Annotated in this window: 5 protein-coding genes; all 5 read right to left on the bottom strand. The window is 52.3% G+C overall.

Annotated features, from left to right (window positions below; translation table 11 throughout):
• Positions 1-131 precede the first annotated feature (131 nt).
• Complete coding sequence (locus Q7V48_08975; GenBank protein MDO9210864.1) at positions 132-1646, bottom strand: tripartite tricarboxylate transporter permease; 1515 nt, start codon at positions 1644-1646, stop codon at positions 132-134.
• Between the two features lie 20 nt (positions 1647-1666).
• Positions 1667-2125, bottom strand: coding sequence for a tripartite tricarboxylate transporter TctB family protein (locus Q7V48_08970; protein MDO9210863.1), 459 nt, complete (start codon positions 2123-2125; stop codon positions 1667-1669).
• Between the two features lie 41 nt (positions 2126-2166).
• Positions 2167-3153, bottom strand: a complete 987-nt coding sequence (locus Q7V48_08965) for a tripartite tricarboxylate transporter substrate binding protein (protein ID MDO9210862.1) — start codon at positions 3151-3153, stop codon at positions 2167-2169.
• Positions 3154-3171: 18 nt separating this feature from the next.
• Positions 3172-3969: an enoyl-CoA hydratase-related protein gene (locus tag Q7V48_08960; protein MDO9210861.1), complete on the bottom strand. Its 798-nt coding sequence runs from the start codon at positions 3967-3969 to the stop codon at positions 3172-3174.
• Between the two features lie 410 nt (positions 3970-4379).
• The coding region (locus Q7V48_08955) for a mercury methylation corrinoid protein HgcA (GenBank protein MDO9210860.1) at positions 4380-4544 on the bottom strand (165 nt) is incomplete at its 5' end.

The following is a 4544-nucleotide window of genomic DNA, read 5'->3' as shown; positions in this document are numbered from 1 at the left end:
TATCAAGGATCTCCCGCCTGAAGGGTTCCAGGTTATTGTATACGATCTTAAGATCCGGAATCAAGGCTCAGAAGGATGGCTCGATTTCTCCTTGATCCTGGCCGATGCTAACGCAAGAAAAACCCTGGGTTTCATTCATCTTCTTTTGCTTCGGCGACAATCTCCTCTCGCTTTTTCCGGATCATGGGAAGAAGCGAGGAGAACAAAAGGCCCGCAGCCACTAACAGACAGCCGGCAGAGATGGGTCGAGCCATAAAAATCCCAAAGCTTCCTCCGGAAAGAATAAGAGATTGCCTCAAAGCGTTTTCGAGCATGGGAGCTAAAACATAAGCCAAAACTAATGGTGCAGGCTCATACTCGAACTTGCGCATCAGATAACCGACAACCCCGCAAAGGAGCATAATGGTTACATCGATAACACTGTTGTTGATCACGTAGGCCCCGATAAGACAGATGTACAGGATCAGCGGGAAGAGGATGGCGTAAGGAACCCGCAGGAGCTGCACCCAGAGGCCAATAAGGGGCAAGTTGAGTACCAGCAGCATAACGTTTCCCATATACATGCTGCTGATCACCCCCCAAAAAAGCTGGGGGTGTTGCTTTACCAGCATGGGGCCCGGAGTAATGTTGTGAATCATCAGGGCCCCCAGCAAAATAGCCATCACCACGTTGGACGGGATGCCCAGGGTCAGGAGGGGAATGAAGGCTCCCTGGGCGGCGGAGTTGTTGGCCGCCTCCGGAGCTGCCACTCCTTCAATGGCCCCCTTACCGAATTCTTCGGGATGCTTGGAGATGCGCTTCTCCAGGGCATAAGACACGAAGGAGCCAAGGACGGCTCCTCCCCCGGGTAAGATTCCCAAGAAGAAGCCGGAAGCGGAACCCCGAAGGATGGCTCCGATGGACCGTCTCCAATCCTCCCGGGTCGGGAAGAGACCCTTGACCTTGGTGGTGAGGAGTTCCTGCTTGATCTTCTTTTCCACGTTCAGCAGGATTTCCGAGATTCCGAAGAGACCCATGGCCAGCGGCGCGAGTCCCACGCCGTCGAGCAGTTCGGGAATGCGGAAGGTGAAACGGGGCATCCCCGTCATTGTGTCCAGCCCAATCGTTCCCAGGATGATTCCGACACCAGCCATCATCAAGGCTTTAGCCATCGATTTCTGGGCCAGATAGGTAAGGACCACGAAGCCAAGGATCATCAAGGAGGAGTATTCGGGGGGACCGAAGCGTAAAGCCACAGCGACCAAAGGCGGGGCCAGAAGCTGTAAACCAATGACCCCAATGGTCCCGGCGATGAAGGAGCCGAAGGCCGCGATCCCCAGGGCTGGTCCAGCCCGACCTTTTAAAGCCATCTGATAACCGTCCAGGGTGGTAACAACCGAGGCCGCCTCGCCGGGAATATTCACCAGGATCGAGGTCGTGGAACCTCCATATTGGGCGCCGTAATAGATGCCGGCGAGCATGATGATGGCTGTTGTGGGGGGAATCCCGTAGGTCACCGGAAGGAGGATGGCCATCGTGCCCACCGGACCGATCCCGGGAAGAACTCCGATCAGGGTTCCGATAAAAACTCCCAGGAAGCAGAACATAAGGTTGATGGGCTGTAAGGCAACGCTGAATCCAGTGATAAAATTGGCGAAAAACTCCATAGAGAAATAATCCTCTCGAGTTAGAAACCCAGGATCCCTCTCGGCAGGGATGCTTTCAGAAAGATGTCAAATAGAAGATACGTAGAGCCTAAGGTCAGCAATAGAACGATAAGGACTTTCCTCCAGGGAAATTTTTCCACCCACCTAAAAAGAATAAGGAGAAGGAAAAAACTGGTAGGAATAAATCCCAGACTTTCCAGGGCCAGGATAAAGCCCAATATCAAGAGGCTGATGATGACCGGACGATGCCAGTTCACCCCTTCCCAGAGGGCGGCGAGTTTGGCCCGAGCCTCTTTTTTGGGGGTGAAGGATTGCAGGAGTATGAGGATGGCCATAAGAGCAATGAAGCATCCAGCCAGAAAAGGAAGGAATCCCGAGCCCGGTTCCCGCAATGTCCCTAACCCCAGCCGGGTTGATCCGTACATACTGATCAGCCCGACCGCAAACCAAAAAAGACTGCCCACCCGCTCCGCTTGCATCTGATGCAACCCTCCTCGGCAATCAAATGGTTTTCGTCCTTCTATTCCTTGGTCTTTATACCAATCTCTTTCAGAAGATCGGCATAAAATTTATACGTCCCGGGAAAGTCCGCCTCTAATTGACGCCGGTCTTTGAAGGAAAAGGGGACAGATAAATTCTTCATTACTTTTTTGAATTCTGCAGAATGCACGGCCTGGCGGAAACTGTCCTCCAGTTTCTTGGAAATCGGGGCTGGAAGCCCTTTGGGGGCGAGAAGCAAATATTGTTGGGGAGGAAGATCCTGATACCCCAAGTCCTTGAGTGAGGGAACATCTGGAAATTCGGGATCCCTCTGCTCAGCGCTCGTGACCGCCAGCATGCGGAAAATTCCCTGTTTCACGTAGTTTAGATGGATTCCGGCCCCCGCGGTAAAATCCACGTGCTTCCCGATCAGAGCGGTGCTGGCTGGAGCCCCTCCCTTGAAAGGCACGTGTTTAAAACTCACTTTGGCCTGCTTGGCCAGATAATCCACGGCGAGTTGCTGGTTGGCGCCGATCCCCGAGGAGCTGTAGGAGAGCGATCCCGGGTTCTTTCGGGCGTGGTCCAGTAAATCGTTGAGGGTTTTAAAGGGAGACTCCTTCAGGACGCAAATGCCGCCCACATAATTGCCGTAGACCATGAGAAAAGTAAAATCCTTAGCGGGATTATAAGGGGGGGCCAGCATGATGTGGCGGACGTCCATGGCTGAAGATGCTACGACAGCGAGCGTATATCCATCCGGCTTTTTGCTGGCCACGAGGGAAGCGGCGACCGTGGAACCCCCGCCGGCTTTATTTTCAACTACCACGGGGACGCCCAAAATCTTCTGGCCTGCTTCGGCCAGAGCTCTGGCGGTGAGGTCCGTCGTGGCCCCGGCTTCAAATCCACAGTAGATGGTAATGGGTTTCGTGGGGAAATCCTGGCTAAAACCTATCAAGGGGCAAAAGAGTGTAAACAGAAATAAGAATGGCACCATAATTCCTCTAAGAATATTTTTCTGGCTCCTCATTGACCTTACCTCCTTTTTTTATCGTCCTTTGAAGACGGGTTTGCGTTTTTCCTTGAAAGCTCGTTGCCCCTCTTTCAAATCTTCGCTGTTAAAAGCCTGAACCCGGAGGGCTTCAATCTCCCTGGCATCTTCGGGGTCGAGTCTCTGATATTTCATGCACTTATTAAAGATCAACTTCATGCCCTTCAAGGATAAAGGAGCATTGGCGGATATTTCCTGGGCTAACTCATAGGTAAACGGGGCAAGTTGGCCGGGAGGTAGGACATAATGGACCAGCCCCATCTCTTTGGCCTTCAAGGCCCCGTAGCTTCGGCCGGTGAAAAATAATTCTTTGGCGTTGGCCAGGCCCACAATGTTAATCAGGCGCAGGATCCCATCCGGCTGATAGATAATCCCCAGCTTGGCCGGTGGAATCCCCATCTGGGCGTGTTCTGCGGCGATGCGGATATCGCAGGTCATGGCCAAGTCACATCCCGCCCCGAAGGCATGGCCGTTGATCATGGCAATGACCGGGTAGGGAAAGTCCAGGAGGGCCGTGAGTACGTTCTGAAAGGGGCTTTGGGTTTTCAGAGCGGCGGCCTGTTCCGGAGTCAGGTTGGTGGGGATGTCGGAGATGTCGTAGCCGGAAGAGAAGGCTTTATCGCCAGCTCCGCGAATCACCAAACATCGAACTTCTCCCTCTTCCTGGAGCCTCGTCAAAGTCTCGGCAAGCTGAAAAAGCATGAGGGGAGAAAGCGCATTCCTTCGTTCGGGGCGGTTAAAGATGATGGTATAAACCTTTTCTTGCCTTTCGGTGAGTAATAATTTTTCTTCCATCGGTTCTCCATGAAAATTTTTGTTCTTAAAAGATCATCCGCCGCTATATTTCCAGCGGCCCCATGGCCAGACGTGATGCCTCCCCTTATTTCATCAGAGGTGACGTCATCCTTTTTGAATGATCCTGGATCTGGTCAAAAGGGAAAGTTAAATCCTAATATGCTCTAAAAATTTTTTCGCGTCAATACTTAATGGGTGCCACTCCTCATTTTTTTCTTTCATAAATTGGGGACAATCGGCCAGGCTCAGGTGGAAGAGTGCCGAGCTGATTCTTTTACTTGACTTCCAGATTTCTATACAGTATGAAACAATTATAAACGAGTTAAGCCCCCTCACCCTTCCCCTCTCCCCCGTAAACGGGGGAGAGGGCGGGGTGAGGGGGAAGGATAAAAAAGCAAATTCCTATACAATCAATATAAAAATAAGGCACCGAGCCAGAGCACAAGCCCGGCCGCAGCGGCCCCGATTTCGACGGGGACAGCCCAGCGCATCTCTTTCTTAACACCGGAGAGAGAAGTATAGGTGGAAGCGCCAGTGAAATTCATGGCCAGGTAAGCCGAGATTGCCGGGATCAG

It is taken from the genome of Deltaproteobacteria bacterium (genome assembly GCA_030654105.1).
In the GTDB taxonomy this organism is placed as follows: domain Bacteria; phylum Desulfobacterota; class SM23-61; order SM23-61; family SM23-61; genus JAHJQK01.
The sequence above is the reverse complement of the archived record's forward strand: the minus strand, read 5'-3'. Positions and strand labels throughout refer to the sequence as shown.

Bases quoted from the DNA above. Each gene is read 5' to 3' on its own strand.
- Q7V48_08975 (MDO9210864.1), bottom strand. From the start codon at position 1,646: ATGGAGTTTTTCGCCAATTTTATCACTGGATTCAGCGTTGCCTTACAG.
- Q7V48_08960 (MDO9210861.1), bottom strand. From the start codon at position 3,969: ATGGAAGAAAAATTATTACTCACCGAAAGGCAAGAAAAGGTTTATACC.
- Q7V48_08970 (MDO9210863.1), bottom strand. From the start codon at position 2,125: ATGCAAGCGGAGCGGGTGGGCAGTCTTTTTTGGTTTGCGGTCGGGCTG.
- Q7V48_08965 (MDO9210862.1), bottom strand. From the start codon at position 3,153: ATGAGGAGCCAGAAAAATATTCTTAGAGGAATTATGGTGCCATTCTTA.